General features: G+C 63.6%; 15 protein-coding genes. 4 read left to right on the plus strand and 11 right to left on the minus strand.

Annotated features, from left to right (window positions below; genetic code table 11):
- The first annotated feature begins 19 nt into the window (after positions 1–19).
- Positions 20–451, plus strand: a complete 432-nt coding sequence (locus ACQY7X_RS18100; protein WP_428246811.1) for an SRPBCC family protein — start codon at positions 20–22, stop codon at positions 449–451.
- A 22-nt stretch (positions 452–473) separates the two neighbouring features.
- Here the strand turns inward: ACQY7X_RS18100 and ACQY7X_RS18105 are convergent, their stop codons facing one another.
- Entirely contained in the window at positions 474–1,748 is a 1,275-nt protein-coding gene (locus tag ACQY7X_RS18105; RefSeq protein WP_428246812.1) for a solute carrier family 23 protein, read from the minus strand.
- Between the two features lie 396 nt (positions 1,749–2,144).
- Here ACQY7X_RS18105 and ACQY7X_RS18110 point away from each other — a divergent pair, with 396 nt between their 5' ends.
- Positions 2,145–3,410, plus strand: coding sequence for a pentapeptide repeat-containing protein (locus ACQY7X_RS18110; protein WP_428246813.1), 1,266 nt, complete (start codon positions 2,145–2,147; stop codon positions 3,408–3,410).
- Between the two features lie 143 nt (positions 3,411–3,553).
- Here the strand turns inward: ACQY7X_RS18110 and ACQY7X_RS18115 are convergent, their stop codons facing one another.
- The 5 genes from ACQY7X_RS18115 to ACQY7X_RS18135 form a co-directional block, all read right to left on the minus strand.
- Positions 3,554–4,192 (minus strand): glutathione S-transferase family protein, encoded by a 639-nt coding sequence (locus ACQY7X_RS18115; RefSeq protein ID WP_428246814.1) that lies wholly within the window; start codon positions 4,190–4,192, stop codon positions 3,554–3,556.
- Positions 4,193–4,198: 6 nt separating this feature from the next.
- Entirely contained in the window at positions 4,199–5,380 is a 1,182-nt protein-coding gene (locus ACQY7X_RS18120; protein WP_428246815.1) for a hypothetical protein, read from the minus strand.
- 126 nt (positions 5,381–5,506) lie between these two features.
- A complete protein-coding gene (locus ACQY7X_RS18125; RefSeq protein WP_428246816.1) occupies positions 5,507–5,950 on the minus strand; it encodes a hypothetical protein in 444 nt (147 codons plus the stop codon).
- A 67-nt stretch (positions 5,951–6,017) separates the two neighbouring features.
- Complete coding sequence (locus ACQY7X_RS18130) at positions 6,018–6,431, minus strand: response regulator (RefSeq protein ID WP_428246817.1); 414 nt, start codon at positions 6,429–6,431, stop codon at positions 6,018–6,020.
- Positions 6,432–6,455: 24 nt separating this feature from the next.
- Entirely contained in the window at positions 6,456–8,789 is a 2,334-nt protein-coding gene (locus ACQY7X_RS18135; protein ID WP_428246818.1) for an ATP-binding protein, read from the minus strand.
- Positions 8,790–9,103: 314 nt separating this feature from the next.
- Here ACQY7X_RS18135 and ACQY7X_RS18140 point away from each other — a divergent pair, with 314 nt between their 5' ends.
- On the plus strand, positions 9,104–9,694 hold the full coding sequence (locus ACQY7X_RS18140; RefSeq protein WP_428246819.1) for a TRAP transporter small permease subunit: 591 nt from the start codon (positions 9,104–9,106) through the stop codon (positions 9,692–9,694).
- A 19-nt stretch (positions 9,695–9,713) separates the two neighbouring features.
- Positions 9,714–11,276 (plus strand): TRAP transporter large permease, encoded by a 1,563-nt coding sequence (locus ACQY7X_RS18145; RefSeq protein WP_428246820.1) that lies wholly within the window; start codon positions 9,714–9,716, stop codon positions 11,274–11,276.
- An 88-nt stretch (positions 11,277–11,364) separates the two neighbouring features.
- Here the strand turns inward: ACQY7X_RS18145 and ACQY7X_RS18150 are convergent, their stop codons facing one another.
- From ACQY7X_RS18150 to ACQY7X_RS18170, 5 genes are all read right to left on the minus strand, one after another.
- Positions 11,365–12,486, minus strand: a complete 1,122-nt coding sequence (locus tag ACQY7X_RS18150; protein WP_428246821.1) for a TRAP transporter substrate-binding protein — start codon at positions 12,484–12,486, stop codon at positions 11,365–11,367.
- Positions 12,487–12,767: 281 nt separating this feature from the next.
- Positions 12,768–13,889, minus strand: coding sequence for a TRAP transporter substrate-binding protein (locus ACQY7X_RS18155; protein ID WP_428246822.1), 1,122 nt, complete (start codon positions 13,887–13,889; stop codon positions 12,768–12,770).
- A gap of 170 nt (positions 13,890–14,059) precedes the next feature.
- Positions 14,060–14,806, minus strand: coding sequence for an arginyltransferase (locus ACQY7X_RS18160; RefSeq protein ID WP_428246823.1), 747 nt, complete (start codon positions 14,804–14,806; stop codon positions 14,060–14,062).
- A 108-nt stretch (positions 14,807–14,914) separates the two neighbouring features.
- Positions 14,915–15,406: an RDD family protein gene (locus tag ACQY7X_RS18165; RefSeq protein ID WP_428246824.1), complete on the minus strand. Its 492-nt coding sequence runs from the start codon at positions 15,404–15,406 to the stop codon at positions 14,915–14,917.
- Entirely contained in the window at positions 15,406–16,542 is a 1,137-nt protein-coding gene (locus ACQY7X_RS18170; protein ID WP_428246825.1) for a flagellar motor protein MotB, read from the minus strand. Before ACQY7X_RS18170 ends, ACQY7X_RS18165 begins: the two co-directional genes overlap by 1 nt.
- Between the last annotated feature and the right edge of the window lie 17 nt (positions 16,543–16,559).

Consider the following 16,559-nt stretch of genomic DNA (forward strand, 5'->3'; position numbering starts at 1 on the left):
TCCAGTCAGGCTCTCCGCCATGAACGCCATTCCCCCCAGCCTGACCCTGGTGCGCGAGGTGAAAGCCCCGCCGGCTTTGGTTTTTGCCGCCTGGACCCGGCCGGAGATGCTGGTGCAATGGTGGGGGCCGCATCACACGAACTGCATCGAGGCCGAAGCCGACCTGCGTGTCGGCGGCAGCTTCCGCACCGTGATCGAGGAACCCGGCGTCGGGCGGCATGAAGTCTCGGGCCGCTACAGCGAAATCGTGCCGGACCGCAAGCTGGTGTTTTCCTGGGCCTGGGCCAGCACGCCTGACCGCATCTCGCGCGTCTCGGTAAGTTTCCGAGCCACGGAACTGGGCACCGAAATCACCCTGAAGCATGACCAGTTCGCCGATGCCGAGGCGGCCACGCGCCATACCCGTGGCTGGATGGAATCGCTCGAACGCCTGATGGCGATTTACACCTGAGGCGCCCGAGCTTCCCGGTATCCTAGCCTTCCTTTTTCTCCAGGCCGGCAAGCAGGTGGTAGAGGATGATGCAGCCGAACGTGGCTGTACCGATGCCGCCGAGCGAGAAGCCGCCGAATTTCAGCGCCAGGTCACCGGCACCCGCCACCAGGGCGACGCCGACAGTGATCAGGTTGCGGCTGGAGGAGAAATCCACCTTGTTCTCGACCCAGATGCGGCCCGCCGTGGCGGCGATGAGGCCGAACACCACCAGTGCCAGGCCGCCGAGCACGGGGCCGGGAATGGTGCCGATCAGGGCGCCGAACTTGGGCGAGAAGCCGAGCAGCAGGGCGAAGCCCGCCGCCACCACGAACAACGCCGTGGAGAAGTTCTTGGTCACCGCCATCACGCCCATGTTTTCCGCATAGGTGGTCATGCCGGTGCCGCCACCGGCGCCGGAAATCATGGTGGCGATGCCGTCGCCGACAAAGGCGCGGCCCAGCAGCGGGTCGAGATTGCGGCCGGTCATCACGCCGATGGCCTTCACATGGCCGAGATTTTCCGCCACCAGGATCACCGCCACCGGGGCGATCAGGGCGATGGCGCTGCCCTGGAATACCGGCGCGGTGAAGTTCGGCAGGCCGAGCCAGGCTGCATTGGCGATGGCGGAGAAATCCACCGGCTTGGCCATGCCGAGGCCATTGGCGCAGAGCACATAGAACAGGTAGGCGACCAGGCCGCCGATCAGGATCGGCAGGCGGCGCAGGCTGCCGGGAGCGGCCACGGCGACGACGCCGACCGCCACCACGGTAAGCAGGCCGATCCACATATCGAATTGCGATGCGGACACGCCCTTGACCGCAATGGGGGCGAGGTTGAGGCCGATGATGGCGACGATGGCGCCGGTCACCACCGGCGGCATCAGCTTTTCGATCCAGGCATGGCCGACTGCCATGACGATGGCGCCGATGATGGCATAGAGCGCGCCGCAGGCGATGATGCCGCCGAGCGCCACGGCGATATTGGCGTTGGGGCCGCTGCCGGCATAGCCAGTGGCGGCGATCACCACGGCGATGAAGGAGAAGCTGGACCCGAGATAGCTCGGCAGCCTGCCGCCGGTGATGACAAAGAAGATCAGGGTCGAAACGCCGGAAAACAGGATCGAGACATTGGGATCGAAGCCCATGATGATCGGTGCCAGCGCCGTGGCGCCGAACATCGCCACCACATGCTGCAGGCCGGCGATCACCGTCTGGCCCCAGGGCAGGCGCTCATCCGGCGCGATCACGCCGCCGTTCTTTTCCGTCCAATTGGTCATGACCATGGCATCCCCCATCGGTGCAAAGCCGCCTCAGGCGCTCCGACTCGGGGCGTCGATTCGCGGCGATTGCACCGATTAGCCCACGCCCCGGGCCGGCATGCAACCGGGCTTTGGCGACTCGGCGCGCCAGGCGGGTAGGCCGGGAAGGGCGCTGGAAGGCACAATCCTTGCCCCTGTATGGCGCCGTCTTTGCCGTTTGTTAAGCTTGTTGGGGAAGGATGAAATCATTCCGTGCCAGCGTGCTTTACCGGCCTATAATCGGGGTGTCTTGGTTAACGGCGAAGATTGCGCGAGCGCGGAAATGCACTAAAATCGCGTAAAGGATGCAGCGTTGCGGAGGTCCCGGAGAAGCCGGGGCTGGGCGCTGGCGGCCCTGGGGGTAGAAGAACTCGAATGAATCCGATGGAAGTGGAAAGGATGCTGGCCCGCCACCGGGAGTGGCTTGGCAAGCGTCCGCGCGGGGTGCGGCTCAACCTGTCGCTCGCCGACCTGCAAGGCTACGATTTCTCCGGCGCCGACCTGCGCGCCGCCAAGCTCTCCGGCTCCAATCTCTCTCGCGCCATCCTCTCCGATGTGAACCTGTCGGAAGCCGACCTGTTCGCCGCCAACCTTGAGCGCGCCGACCTGTCGCGTGCCGATCTTTCCAAGGCCGACCTGCGCGGTGCCTCGATGCGCGGGGCGCAGCTTGCCGGCGCGCGCCTGCTCGGCGTCGATTTCCGGGGCGGCGCCTTGATGCAAGCATCTGAATCCGGCGTCGGTTTCGGCGCCCCCACGGCGGATGGCAAGAAGCCGAAGGCGAATACCCAGGGCGCCGATCTTTCGGAAGCCAATCTGCGCGGCTCGAACCTCACCGGCTCGAACATGGTCGGTGTCAATCTCTCCGGCGCCAATCTGACCAAGGCCAATCTATCGAAGGTGAATCTGCGCAAGGCCAATCTCGCCGGCGCGAACCTGAATGGCGCTTCCTTGCGCGGTGCCGATCTGTCGCTGGCGCTGATCGAGGGCGCGAATTTCGAAGGTGCCGACCTCAAGGGCGCGGTGCTTGAAGACGTCGATATGGATACGGCGAACTTCAAGGATGCCGAGATGTTCGTCGATGTGGCGAGCTTCGGCAATTCCGTTGCTTCCATGTTGCAGGATCACGAACGCTGGATCAAAAGCGATGGCGCCGAGGGGGCGCGTGCTGATCTTGCCGGCCTGGCGATGGAGCGCATCGATCTTTCCGGCAAGGACCTTTCCGGCGCCAATATGAAGGGCGCCAAGCTGGCCGGTGCCAAGTTGCAGAATGCCACGCTGGTGATGACCGATCTTTCGGAAGCCGATCTTACCGGCGCCAACCTGATCGGCGCGCTGATGAACGGCGTGAATCTTGCGCGTGCCATCCTGCACAAGGCCGTGCTGCATCGTGCCACGCTGGGTCAGGTGCCGCTGCGTGGCCCCGATGGCAAGCCGATCGGCCGCTTCTGGTCGGCAAGCCTTGCCGCCGCCGATGCGACGGAAGCCGATTTCTCGGAAGCGGTGCTGAAGGGCGCCAACCTGATCGACGCGCGGCTGGTGCGGGCGCGGCTGCGCAACGCCAATCTCACCGACGCCAAAATGGTGAATGCCGATCTCACCGATGCCGACACCACTGGCGCGCTGCTGCCGCCGACGGATTGAAGGTGGTATTTCAACTGTCGTCATGGTCTGCGTAGGCAGACCATCCACGAGTTTTTTGTGGAACCAATAAAATAACGCGTGGATGCCCCGCCTTCGCGGGGCATGACGGTATCTGTGTTGAGAGAGGAGTGCCTAAGTCCGGCTCACTCCATCCGCACCATGACGTGCTTGGCATAAGGTGCGCGCCGAGACAGGCGTTCGTGCCAGGCTTCCAGATGCGGCAGGGATGGCCGCGTGATCGGGAAATTCAGCCAGCGCTGCACGAAGCAGCCGACCGGAATATCGCCCATGCTGAAGGCATCGCCGGCGATATAGGGACGGTCGGCCAGATGTGCGTCGAGCCGCGCCCAGTATTGTGCCGCCTGCTCCTCGGCCTGCCGCATGGCTTCCGGCACCGCATGGGCCGGATCTCGGATGTAGCCCCAGAACAGCACGCGCATTGGCTCGCCGATGATGGTCAGCGCCCAATCCATCCAGCGGTCGGCTTCGCTGCGCTGGCCGGGCAGGGCGGGCCATAGCGTGCCGGCACCGTAGCGGGCGGCGAGGTAGCGCGTGATGCTGTTGCTTTCCCAGATCGTCACCGGCGCGCCGCCGGGCGTTTCCGGGTCATCCTGGATCGACGGCACCAGGCGGTTGGGATTGAGCGTGCCATAGGCCGCGCTGTCGGTGCCGCCGAACTTGCCACCGACCACGATATGCTCGTAGGCCAGCCCCAGTTCATCGGCGGCCCACAAAACCTTCTGCACATTCACCGAACTCGGTCGGCCCCAGATTTTCAGCATGGCCGGTCAGCTCTGCATGTCGCGCACGCGTTCCATGCGCATGCGGCCGGCATGGTCGATGGCGTCCTTGAAAGTCGGCGGCGCCATGGAGAGCAGCTTGTGATTCAGGTTGCGGGTGAGCTGCCATTCCTTTTTCGGATCGTTCTTGGCCAGCAGCGCCTTCGAGGTGAGGTTGGAATGGATGCGGTCCCACAGCGTCTCGACGCAGAGCGGCAGGCGGCTTTCGGCCAGCAGCTTGTTCACCGCCGCCAGCAGCGGATCGGATTGCGGCGTGGCCGGGATTTCCAGCTTGCCGACGGAAAGCTCGGCCAGTGCGGTGAGCGCATCGGAAAGATTGGCGCGGTGGCCGAGCAGGTCCTGCACCAGCGTGGAAGAGTCGAGGCAGGAAGCCGCGATCTCGTCCAGCAGCACATCATTCTCGGCATGGCTGCGCTGCGCCATCAGCTTCAGCACCCAATCCAGCTTGGCGGCCTGGCTCGGCAACTGGACCAGCACCTTGGAAACCTGGAAGAACGTGTAGAAGCGCGCATCGCCGGGCTGCTGGTAGCGGCCCTTCATGCGCTCGACCAGGGTGTCGAACGGGCCGGTCTCCAGGCTCGGCATGTTCTTCTCGGCCAGCGCATTGCGGGTATGGCTGATCAGCTTGTCGAACAGGGCTTCCAGTTTCTTGCTGCGGTCGGCCTGGCCGGGCAGGCCGGGCTGGGTCTGGGCACCGGCCAGGATGTAGATGCCGGCGCGCAGGAAGTTGCTCTGGTCGGAGAGCTTGCGCTGCTGCTGCGGCGAATGCATCAACTCCACCGCGGTGCAGTTCTGCTTGTCGAGGAATTCACGGAACACGGCGCCGAAGCCGCGGCAGGATTCGCGCGTGGTGAGGTCGTAGACCGTCTCGCAGACCGGGAACACGCCCTTGTATGGCCGCGTCTGCATCACCTTGGGCCGCACCGTGGCGGTCTTGGCATAGATCTCGGTCTGGGTGTTGGATTTGTCCGACGTGCGGATCACCTTCACTGCCGAGAAGTCGCCAACATTGAGCAGGGCGTTGGCCTGGGCGATGGCATTCTTCTCAAGCTGTTCGGCGGCGGCCTTGCCGGTGCCGGCTTCGCCTTCCAGCCGCTTGTCGAGGCGCCAGCGGCCATCAATCATCACATAGATTTCGTAGTCGTAGACCCGCGCACCGAAACCGAACATTGCTACCCCCGTCACAAAGCGTGGAAATCTGTATCGCGCCCTCCGCGCGCTTTGGCAAGGGCCTCTACAAACTACGGCAAGAAACCGGGAAAAGGATCAGGCCCAGGACGCTCAGGCCCAGCGCGCTCAGGCCTTGGGCTCTTTCAGCGCCGCCGCGCCGCCCAACTCCGCCTCGCTGAGCTTGCGCTGGGCGACCTGAAGCTGCTTGGAGAAACGCTCGAAGGCCTGGGCCACCGAAAGCGCAAATTGCCGCTGCTGCGGCTCCGGCATGTCCAGCGCCGCCTGGGCGAAGCGGCGGGCATGTTCGCGGGCGATCTGCGCCACGTCGCCATAGGCATCCGAGCGCACCTGTTCGAAGGTGGCGAGGATGGAATTCTTGGTGATGCTTTCCTCGACGGTCTTGAACGAGGCTTCCTTGACCATGCCGTCTTTCAGCAGATCGAAAACCAGGAAGGTCTCTTCCGAAATCTTGCTCAGGATGCGGTCAACACGCTCCAGGTCCCGGGGCGAGGGGCCCGGGTCGGGAGCCGGCTGCTTGCCGGTGAGGCGCTTGGCGACATTCCGCCACATGCTGCGATCCTTCAGGCCTGTCGTGCTGGATGCAGACGACAGCAAGCCAGTTTGACCCCGGTCTGGTTTACACCGGCTTAATGCGGAAGATCGCCATGATCTTCTGCTTCAACTGCGCCGGCGAGAACGGCTTGATGATATAGGCGTCCACCCGGTTGGCCTGGGCAATGCGGACGAAATCCTCGTTGGCATTGCCGGTCAGCATCAGGAACGGCATGTTCTCCCAGGTCTTGCGCACATGCTTCAGCAGGTCCAGCCCGGTGACATTGGGCATGTTCCAGTCGGAAATGATCAGGTCATACTGGGTGGTGTCGTCCTGGTTGAGCTGGTCGATAGCCGCTTGGCCATCCTTCACCATCACCAGATTGCTGACGCCAAGCTGCTTCAGCACGCTGGCGGCCAGCCGCTGGGCGAAGGCATCATCCTCCACCAGCAGCACCCGCAGCCGCTCGAAACCCGCTACCTTGGTATCCTCAAGCATCCGAAACCGGTTCCCATCGTGCCATCATGCCGGCGCCTGACTAAATATCTGGCGCTGGCGACCCAGCCATTCCATGCCGTCTTTCAGATCATTTTGCAAGACAACCAGTGCTTTTGCGGCTTCCACAGCCTCGCCGCCCCGGCCCAATTCCTCCAGCAGGCCGGCACTGCGGTAGAGGCGGGCCAGCCCCAGGCTGCCGGCGGAACTTTTCAGGCTGTGGGCCCCCAGGCCGATGGCATGCCAGTCGCCCGCCGGGGCCTGGGCGGAGAAATCCGTCTCAAGCTGTATCGCGGCCTCGAAGAAGGCGTCGATCAGTTCCACCACGATCTCGGCCCCCAGATCGGATTTAAGCTGCTCCAGCACGCTGTCATCGAAGGGGGCGGCATCGGCATCCAGTCGTTCGACCAGCGACAAGGCCTCGACCGGCGGCGGGCTGCTGATGTCGCCGGCCAGACCGAGCACGCGGCGCATGGCATCATCCAATGCCGCCGGATTTATCGGCTTGGCGACATAGTCATTCATGCCGCTGTCGAGGCAGGAGCGGATGCCATCGGGGGAGAGGGAGGCCGTGGCGGCGATGATCGGCACGGTGGCGCGGGGGCCGCTGGCGGCGCGGATGGCGCGGGCGGCGGCCCGGCCATCCTGCTCGGGCATATGCACGTCCATCAGGATCAGCTGGTAATCCGCCGCCAGGGCCTTCTCAACCGCCTCGCGGCCATTCACGGCGAAATCCACCTGATGCCCGCCTTCAGCCAGCATGCCGCCGATCACCTTGCGGTTCACCGGATTATCCTCGGCCACCAGGATATGCAAAGCCGGCATCGCCGGGCGGCTGGCAGCCAGCTCCTCGCTGCTTTTGGGCGCGGCGCCGGCCGCGAGGTCGATTTCGAACCAGAATACGCTGCCCTGGCCCAGTGCGCTGTCGACACCGATCTGCCCGCCCATGGCCTCCACCAGCTTGCGGCTGATGGCGAGGCCGAGGCCGGTGCCGCCGAAGCGGCGAGTGATCGACGAGTCAGCCTGGGCGAAGCTGCCGAACAGCTTGCCGATATTCTCGGGCGAGATGCCGATGCCGGTATCGCGCACCTCGAAGCGCAGCCGGTCGCCACCATCCGCAGCATTGCCAAGGCGCGAGGCGGTGATCCAGACGCGACCCTGCTCGGTGAACTTGATCGCGTTGCCGATCAGGTTCAGCAGTACCTGGCGCAAGCGGCCGGGATCGCCCCGGTGGTAGCGCGCCACATCCATCGGGAAATCGAAGCCGATCTCCAGGTCCTTTTCCTCGGCGCGGCTGCGCATCAGCTTCACAGCGCCGCGCAGCAGCGGGGCAAGATCGAAGTCGATATGCTCCAGGTCGATGCGCCCGGCTTCGAGCTTGGAGAAATCCAGGATGTCGTTGAGGATCGCCAGCAGCGCCTCGCCCGATTGCAGCACCGTGCTGGCAAGGTCGGTCTGTTCGCGGTCGAGATCGGTGCGCAGCAGCAGCCGCGTCAAGCCCAGCACGCCATTCATGGGCGTGCGGATTTCGTGGCTCATCATGGCGAGGAATTCGGATTTGGCGCGGGTGGCGGCTTCCGCCTTCTCGCGGGCTTCCTCCACCTCGATCATGGCGGTGCGGAACACGCCCAGCGAACGCGCCATGCGGCCAACTTCATCGCCCCGTTGCAGATGCGGCGGCTGAATATCGCGCTCGCCGCCGGCGAGGCGGAACATCACCTGGGTCATGGCGTTCAGCGGCACCACGATGTCGCGGATCAGCAGGAAGGCGACACCGAAGATCACCAGCACCAGGCCGGCGATCACCAGCAGCGTGCGCTGTTTGGCGCGCTCGACGGCAGCTTCCGCGTCCATGCGGAACACGAAGCCATCGGCGGCGGCGGTCTGGGTGAGGATTTCCAGCTTCTCAAGAATAGCATTGGCGCTGGCCTCGCGGCGCTGCACGGCGGCTTCCAGTTCGCCATGGGTGGCACGCATCTGCAACGCCACCTTGGCGGCGGCCAGCCATTCGGCGTTCAGGCTGCGGATATCAGCCGCGGTATCACGGATGCTGGGTGAGATGCCGCGCTCCTCGGCCACCTGCAGGTCGGCGAGGAAATCGGCGTTGCGGCTTTCCACGGCTTCAACCTGTTCCTGGATGCGCTTGGCATCCCGGGAGTCGAATTCGCGGTTGGCCAGCTCCAGCACGGCGAAGCTGGTCTGCGCCGCGCGGGCATAGTTGATGCTCTGCAGTGGCTGGTCGTACATCCGCACCACCAGGTCTCCGACCCCCCACAGCGCCAGCAGCGCGGCAATGCCAAGGCCGGCGGCGGCCAGCACCGACACCGCGAAAGCGGCGGCCAGTTTGCCCCGGACTGTCATGCCAGCCTTGGGTGCCTGGAGGGTGCTGTAAAAATGGGCAGATTCGCCAAAGTGATACCCGCGCCTCAGCAATTTCCAGGGAATTTACTAGTATTCTGATAGGTTTGCACGCTAGTCAAAAAGGGGAAATCGCTTCGCAATTTCCCGTGACGCTGATATATCGGTAGCGCCTCGACAGGGAGGCAACAATCGCCAGGCCGTACAGGCCGGCATTCCGAGGCCGCGACCCTTGAGCGCGGCGCCGGGTAATGTTATTGCGCGCCCGCCGGCGGGAATGTACCCCGTACCGGTTGGCACTAGGGAAGGGGACTCCCGTGACGATACTGCTCGCTTTGAGCCGGCTGATTGATGCGCTGAACGAGCGCATTGGCCGCCTGGTCTATTGGCTGGTGCTGGCTGCCGTGGTGATCAGCGCCGGCAATGCCTCCGTGCGCTATATCTTCCACACCAGCTCGAATGGCTGGCTGGAAGTGCAGTGGTACCTGTTCTCGGGCGTGTTCCTGCTGGCCTCCGGCTACACCCTGCTGCGCAACGAGCATATCCGCATTGATGTGATCGTCAGCCGCTTCTCCGAGCGCACGCTCACCTGGATCGACATTATCGGCACGGTGCTGTTCCTGCTGCCGATGTCGCTGGTGATCATGTATCTGGCCTGGCCGATGTTCATGGATTCCTGGATGCGCAACGAGATGTCGTCGGATGCCGGCGGCCTGATCCGTTGGCCGGTGAAGCTGCTGGTGCCGGTCGGCTTCGCGCTGCTCTCATTGCAGGGCATTTCCGAATTGATCAAGCGTATCGCCTTCCTGATGGGACTGATCCCCAATCCCGCGCCGAAGAAGGTGGATGCCGAGCTCGAGCTGATCCAGGAGATCCAGCAAGAGCAGCAAGCCGCCAAGCAGCATTGAGCGCGAAGGATTCCTGACCATGGTTGAATTTCTCACCCACAACCTTGCGCCGATCATGTTTCTGGCGCTGGTGTTCTTCCTGCTGATGGGCTACCCGGTGGCCTTCGCGCTGGCCGCCAATGGTTTCCTGTTCGGTTTCGTCGGTATCGAACTTGGCCTGCTGACGCCGGCTCTGTTCCAGGCCCTGCCGGAACGCGTGTTCGGCATCATGCGCAACGATACGCTGCTGGCGATCCCGTTCTTCACCTTCATGGGTTTGATCCTGGAACGCTCCGGCATGGCGGAAGATTTGCTCGATACCATCGGGCAGCTTTTCGGCCCGCTGCGCGGCGGCCTGGCCTATGCGGTGATCTTCGTCGGCGCCCTGCTGGCGGCGACCACGGGCGTGGTGGCGGCCTCGGTCATCTCCATGGGCCTGATCTCGCTGCCGATCATGCTGCGCTACGGCTATGACCGCCGTCTGGCTTCCGGTGTCATCGCCGCGTCAGGTACGCTGGCGCAGATCATCCCACCCAGCCTCGTCCTGATCGTGATGGCCGACCAGCTCGGCCGTTCGGTCGGCGACATGTATGCCGGCGCGATGATCCCGGGCCTGGTGCTGGCCTCGATGTATGCCGGCTATGTCTTTATCGTCTCGATGGTCAGCCCGGCTTCGGCGCCGGCCCTGCCGCCGGAAGCGCGCCCGCTGCGTGGCGCCAAGCTGGCCTACCGTGTGCTGGTGTCGCTGGTGCCGCCGCTGATCCTGATCTTCCTGGTGCTGGGCACCATCTTCATCGGCGTGGCGACACCGACCGAAGGCGGCGCCATGGGTGCGGCAGGTGCCATCATCCTGGCGCTGATCAAGCGCAAGATGACCTGGTCGCTGACCCGCCAGGCGATGGATTCGACCGCCAAGCTGTCGGCCTTTGTGATCTTCATCCTGATCGGCTCGACGGTGTTCGGCCTCACTTTCCGCGGTGTCGATGGCGATCTCTGGGTCGAACATCTGCTGATCGGCCTGCCGGGCGGCGAAATCGGCTTCCTGATCGTCGTCAACATCATGGTCTTCCTGCTCGCCTTCTTCCTCGATTTCTTCGAGCTGGCTTTCATCGTGGTGCCGCTGCTCGGGCCGGTGGCGGAAAAGCTGGGCATCGACCTGATCTGGTTCGGCGTGCTGCTCGGCGTCAACATGCAGACCTCGTTCATGCATCCGCCCTTCGGCTTCGCACTGTTCTACCTGCGCAGCGTGGCGCCAGTGACGGATTACATCGACAAGATTACCGGCAAGCTGATCCCCAAGGTCACCACCGGCCAGATCTACTGGGGCGCGGTGCCGTTCGTCTGCATCCAGATCGTCATGGTGGCGCTGGTCATCATGTTCCCGCAGATGGTCTATGTCGGCCTTGACCGTGGCGTGAAAATCGATCCCTCCAAGATCGAGATCGTGATCCCGAGCTCCGATTTCTCTGATGAGGAAGGTGAAGCGACGGACGAGAGCAGCCAGTCGACGGATCCGAACCAGGCTTTCGGTGGTCAGGCGCAGGAAGAGCAGCCCGGCGAAAGCGAGGGCGAGGCGGAAGAAGAGGAAGAGAAGGCGGACTGACCGCGCTTCCACCGTTCTCACGGCATAAAGAAAACGGCCGGTCCGCAAGGACCGGCCGTTCCTGTTTATGGGCAATGAAGCCGGCGGATCAGGTCTTCTTCTTCGCCGCCTTCTTGTTGCTGGCCGAGATCATCAGGTTGTCGAAGGTGTTCTCGGCAACACGGAACCACTGCACCTGCTCGTCGCGGAACTTCACCCAGCTATCGAAGATCTTCTTGAACTTCGGATTCTTGGCGCAGGTCTCGGCGTAGAGCTCGTTGGCCGCCTCGTAGCAGGCTTCCATAACCGGACGCGGGAAGGGCCGCAGCAGCGTGCCGCCGCCAACCAGCTTCTTCAGCGCACCCGGATTGAGTGCGTCATACTTTGCCACCATGCCGACATTGGCTTCGGCGCCGGCGGCTTCCAGGATCGCCTTGTATTCAGCCGGCAAGGCATTCCAGGCGTTGATGTTGACCATCAGCGAGAGCTGCGGCCCGCCTTCCCACCAGCCCGGATAGTAGTAGTACTTGGCGACCTTGTTGAAGCCGAGCTTCTCGTCGTCATAGGGGCCGACCCACTCGGCGGCATCGATGGTGCCCTTTTCCAGCGCCGGGTAGATGTCGCCACCGGCGATCTGCTGCGGCACCACGCCCAGCTTGGTCAGCACCTGGCCGGCAAAGCCGCCGATGCGGAATTTCAGGCCCTTGAGGTCCTCAACGGTCTTGATCTCCTTGCGGAACCAGCCGCCCATCTGGGTACCGGTGTTGCCCGCCGGGATGGCGTAGCAGTTATATTCCTTGAAGAACTCGTTGATGAGCTGACGGCCGCCGCCATGATACATCCAGGCATTCTGCTGCCGGCCGTTGAGGCCGAAGGGAATGGCGGTATCGAAAGCGAAGGTCGGGTCCTTACCGACATAGTAGTAATTGGCGGTATGGCCGCATTCGACGGTGCCGTTCTGCACCGCATCGAGCACCTGCAGGCCAGGCACGATTTCGCCGGCGGCGAAGGCGCGGATCGAGAACTTGCCGCCGGTGGCTTCCGCGACACGCTTCGACACCACTTCGGCGCCGCCATAGATGGTATCGAGGCTCTTCGGGAAGCTGGAGGCGAGGCGCCATTTCACTTCCGGCAGGCCCTGGGCCAGGGCCGGCGCCGGGAATGAGGCGGCGGTACCCACCACGCCGGCACCAGCCAGCGCAGCTCCCTTGAGGAACTTGCGACGTTGCATTGATTGTTTCTCCCTAGTTAAGACCGTCATGAGCAGTCCGTTTAATGAGCCGGGCTCTCCGGCCCAATCTCCGCGTTCATCCAGCACCCCCAATTTTCTTTGGCCGGATGAAAACGATGCACGCAGCTTATGCATGGGTATGCGTGTGCGGCAATCATAATTCGCATAAACATCGCGAAACGAAAAACAGGGCAGACAAAAGAAACGGGCCCTGATCTTTCAATCAGGGCCCGTAAAATCTGCCGTTTGCAATTATCTGCACACGGCGGAAAGTAACGATGTTACTGCTTCTTCGCCGCCGGCTTGCGGGTCGAAACGTGGGTCATGATGCTGTCGAAGGTACCTTCGGCAACGCGGAACCACTGCAGCTGCTCATCGCGATACTTCTTCCACGGCTCGTAGACCTTCTTGAACTTGTCGTTCTTGGCCGCGATTTCTGCGTAGACCTCGTTGGCCGCCTCGAAGCAGGCTTCCATCACCGGACGCGGGAACGGACGCAGCAGGGTGCCCGAACCGACCAGGCGGCGGAGCGCCACCGGGTTCTGCGCATCATACTTGGCCAGCATCCACAGGGTGGCTTCCGAGCAGGCAGTCTCGATCGCCGCCTGATACGGCTTCGGCAGACCTTCCCACTGCGGCTTGTTGATCTGCAGCGAGACCTGCGGACCACCTTCCCACCAGCCCGGATAGTAGTAGTACTTGGCGACCTTGTTGAAGCCGAGCTTCTCGTCGTCATACGGGCCGACCCACTCAGCGGCGTCGATGGTGCCCTTTTCGAGCGCCGGGTAGATGTCGCCACCGGCGATCTGCTGCGGCACAACGCCCAGCTTGGTGAGGATCTGGCCGGCGATGCCCGCGATGCGGAACTTCAGGCCCTTGAGATCCTCAAGGGTCTTGATCTCCTTGCGGAACCAACCGCCCATCTGGGTGCCGGTGTTGCCCGCCGGGAACTGCACGATGTTGTAGCTCGAATAGAACTCGCGCATCAGTTCGAGGCCGCCACCTAGGCGCATCCACGAATTCTGCTGGCGCACGTTCAGGCCGAACGGCATGCAGGCATCGAAGGCGAAGGTCGGGTCCTTGCCGACATAGTAGTAGCTGACGGTGTGGCCAGCTTCGACGGTGCCGTTCTGCACGGCATCAAGCACCTGCAGGCCGGGCACGATTTCGCCAGCGGCGAACACGCGCATCTGGAACTTGTTGTCGGTGAGTTCGGCCACGCGCTTGGCAACGACTTCGGCGCCGCCATAGATGGTGTCGAGGCTCTTCGGGAAGCTCGACGCGATACGCCACTTAATTTCGGGCAGGGCCTGCGCGATGGCCGGAGCCGGGAAGCTCGCGGCAACCCCGAGGCTGCCGGCGCCGGCAAAAGCCGCGCCTTTGAGGAATTTACGACGTTCCATTGAAGGTTCTCCCTAGGATGAAAAACGCTTCGTTGCCGGCCTTTCAGGGGGAGGACCGGCAAGCGTGCGTGCAGGGGGATCTCTGTGATCCTCCTTGGGCGGATATTTTAAAGAAGCGAAGTTCCCCGCGCAATGCCGCGCGCTTGCGGAAAGCTGCACAAAAACAAGGCTTAAGCGGGGTTTTGCAGTATCTGCCAGCCGTCTGGGGTCAGGGATTCCAGGGGGCGGAAACGGCTCTTATAGGCCATTTTCGGGCTCTCGGCGATCCAGTAGCCGAGATAGACATAGGGTAGCCCCTGTTCGCGGGCCTGCTCGATATGCCACAGGATGATCAGGCTGCCGGGGCTGAGGCGATCAAAGTCCGGGTCGAAGAAGCTGTAGACCAGCGAGATCCCGTCCTGCATCGCATCGGTGAGGCAGACACCCAGCAGGCGGCCATCGGTAAAGCGGAATTCGGTCAGCGCCGTGCGCACCGGACTGTCTTCCACCATGGCGCGGTAGTCGGCGAATTCCATGTCGGCCATGCCGCCGCCTTCATGCCGCGCCGTGACATAGCGGCGGAACACCATGAAATGCTCTCTCGTGGCATAGGCCGGCAGACGGCGCGTGGTGACACCTGCTGTCGATCCGGCGTCGAAAGCCCGGCGCCAGATCCGGTTCTGGCCATCGGAACGGCTGAAGCTGGCGACCGGCACCCGCACCGGCACGCAGGCATTGCACTGCTCGCAGGCCGGGCGGTAGGCGAGATCCTGGCTGCGGCGGAAGCCGGCCTGGCTCAGGGCGTTATGCAGGCCATCGGGATCGTCGCCGGCCAGCAGCGTCACCACCTTGCGCTCCAGCTTGCCCGCCAGATAGGGGCAAGGCGTGGGCGGCGTGGCGAAGAAATGCCGCAAGGGAATTTGCAGACGATGCTTCATGTGATGAGTTTACAGGCATCCCGGCGTTGAGTCGCCAATATGTTAGCGTAATTGACCGGTCGAACCACAGGGGAATCTAGTCAATTCCCACTGCTCAACTGCCGGGACTCAACTGCCGGCGCGCACGACCATGGTGCCGCAGAGGATGTCGTGCAGGCAGCGGCTGCGGTTGTGGAACAGCGGCACCACCAGGATCAGGCCCGCAGTGAGCGTAATCGAGGCGTAAAAGACCACGGTGTGCAGCAGGGCCTGCAGGTAGCCGGGGCGGCCGCCATGCCAGACGCGCACCTCGATGCCGCAGAGCCGCATCCCCGGTGTGGCCGAACGCGGCCCACCGATGCTGAGCGTGTGATAGACGGTCGGCCATAGTGCCAGCAGCAGGCTCATCGGCAGCAGGTAGAGGAACAGGCCGAACGTGGCGATGCCGAGCAGCACGGCCAGGAAGATGAACAGCCAGCCGACCAGCAGGATCAGCGTCAGGTCGATCAGATAGGCGAAGGCGCGGCGCGGCAGCACGCCCTCGAAAGCCTCCGGGCTGAACTCTGTCGGGGCCACGGGTATGTAGCGCGGGGCAGGAACCTCGCCTTGCGGGTCGCTCATCAGCGTGCCGGCTGTATGCGGATGCCGCCGTTGGATGCCCCGCCCAGGCCGGGTGGTGGCGGTGGCGGCGGTGGCGGCGCGACGCTGCGCGACAGCGGCACCGAGGTGGCCGGGCGCGGGCCGTTATTCGCCGGCTGGGCATCGGCAGCGTTGGTCTTTTTCACGTCGCTCAGCACCAGGATGGCGATGCGGCGATTGCGCGGATCGAGCGGGTTATCCTTGATCATCGGATCCTGATCGGCATTGCCGGTCACCTGGCGGATACGTTCCGATGGTACGCCAGCCTCGATCAGCGCGCGGCGGCTGGCATTGGCGCGATCAGTGGAAAGCTCCCAATTGGAATAGTTGCCCTGACCCCGGAATGGCTGGGCATCGGTATTGCCGCTGATCGCCAGTTTGTTCGGCAGCTTCGATACCGCCTGCGCCACCTGCTGCATCAGGCGGCGGGTCTTGTCACTCATCGCGGCGCTGCCGGAGGGGAACATCGACGACTGCTCCTGGTCCACCAACTGGATGCGGAAGCCTTCCGGCGTGGTGTCGAACACGATCTGCTTGGCCAGTTCGGCCAATTGCGGATTGTCGGCGATGGCCTGGCGGATGGCATCCTCGGCCTGCTGGAAGTTCTCGCGCTCGACCTCGGCCATGCGTTCGGCGGCGGCCTGGGCGTCGATCTGGCCCTGGCGCTCATAGAGGCCGGGACCCTGGCTGCCATCGGTGCGGTCCGGGCTCAGGTCGCCGCGCTGGCCGGGCGAGGGCGGCGGCTGGCGCACATCCTGGTATTTCTGATCGTATTGCGGCTGATCCGGCTGGTCGGTCTTTTCCGAAGAGGGGCCGACGATCATCGTCGGCAGACCGAAGGAACTGATCTTGCCGCCATCCTCGATGATGGTGCGGCCGCCCATGACGCCGCCGGCGCCGGAGAAGCTGCGGCTCACGGAAGCCGGCGAGAAATAGTCGGCAACGCCCTTCTTCTGCTCGTCGGTGGTGACGTTGAGCAGCCACAGCAGCAGGAAGAACGCCATCATCGCGGTCACGAAATCGGCATACGCGACCTTCCAGGCGCCGCCATGTGCTGCATGGCCGCCCTTCTTGATCTTCTTGATGATAATCGGGCGTTCGCCGTCGGCGGCCGCCATGGCAGCGTCCTCCTGGG

The sequence above is a fragment of the Ferrovibrio sp. genome (genome assembly GCF_965278975.1).
Taxonomy (GTDB): Bacteria; Pseudomonadota; Alphaproteobacteria; order Ferrovibrionales; family Ferrovibrionaceae; genus Ferrovibrio.